General features: G+C 64.2%; 1 protein-coding gene. It reads right to left on the bottom strand.

What is annotated here, in order from left to right; all coding sequences use genetic code 11:
* Positions 1-134: 134 nt before the first annotated feature.
* Positions 135-1,076 (bottom strand): pyrimidine-specific ribonucleoside hydrolase RihA, encoded by a 942-nt coding sequence (gene rihA, locus AC4FAH_RS14315; protein ID WP_490246284.1) that lies wholly within the window; start codon positions 1,074-1,076, stop codon positions 135-137.
* Between the last annotated feature and the right edge of the window lie 255 nt (positions 1,077-1,331).

A 1,331-nucleotide genomic window follows, 5' to 3' on the forward strand; every position in this document is an offset into this window, starting at 1 on the left:
GATCGGTCTCTGACATGGCGGCTCTCTATAGGGAAGCGCTGCTCTCAGCAGGAAAGACCCCCTCGCACGGCGCTGGCTGGGCGACTGCCTTCTGGATGCTGGCGAGCCGGCTAGCGAGGGGGTTAGCGAGGGGGCTAGTGAGGGAAATACTGCGCCAGCTGCCGGACGATCAGATCGACGAAGCCCTGGCGGTCGATATCGAACAGCACCCTGGCGTTGTGCGGCTTGCCGGTGAGCTGATAGCGGTCCACCACCGTCATGCCCTGGGTGTGCTCGCCCTGTGTCTCGACGCCGACCCAGCACTCCACCGTGGTGAACAGCTCAGGCGCCAGCAGCCAGGCGATGGTGCAGGGATCATGCAACGGCGCGCCGTTGAAGCCCCACTTCGGATCGCGATGGTAGATCATGAAGAAGTCGAGCAGCTCGGCGACACACTGGGCGACGGGATTGTCGATGGCGCGGATGCGCTCGATGTCCTCATCCATGATCTGCGCCTGATGGGTGACATCCAGCCCGCACATCACGATGGGCAGGCCGGACTTGAACACCATGTCGGCGGCTTCGGGGTCGACGAAGATGTTGAACTCGGCGGCGGGCGTCCAGTTGCCGACACCGGCCGCGCCGCCCATCAGCACGATGCTGTCGATGCGCGGGTGAAGCTCGGGGTAGGCTGAGAGAAACAGCGCGATGTTGGTCAGCGGGCCGGAGGGCACCAGCGTGACCTTCTGCTCACAGGCGCGGATCTTCTCGGCCATCAGCTCGATGGCGCTCTGGGTGACGGGGGCAAAGCCGGGCTCTGGCAGTTCAGGGCCATCCAGGCCACTTTCGCCATGCACGTTGTCGGCGATGATCAGCTCGCGCGCCAAGGGCTTGGGCGCACCGCCCGCCACCGGAATATCGTGGCGGCCCAGCAGGGTGAGCACCCGCAGCGCATTGTTGAGCGTCTTGTCGGGCGTCTGATTGCCGGCGCTGGTGGTGACGGCGAGTACGTCGAGCGCGTCTGAGCTAAGGGCCAGAATCAGCGAGATGGCATCGTCGTGACCGGGATCGCAATCGAGAATGATGGGGCGCGGCATGCAGCAGTCCTTGTCGTGAGTCGTCTTGTTGTCGTGGCTTGCCTCTATAAGCTTTTCCTTTATGCCTGAACGCAAAACGACACGCCATCCTTGCGAAGGGCGTGTCGTCTGTCAGGGCAATCGGGTAATGCGGGGCGGATCAACCCGCCTGCTGGGCACGCGCCTCGTTGAGCATCTGCACCAGCACGTCCACCGGCTGCGCGCCGGGCACGTAGTACTGGCCGACGATGGTGCTGGGCACCGACTGGATACCGG

The organism is Cobetia sp. (assembly GCF_983723665.1).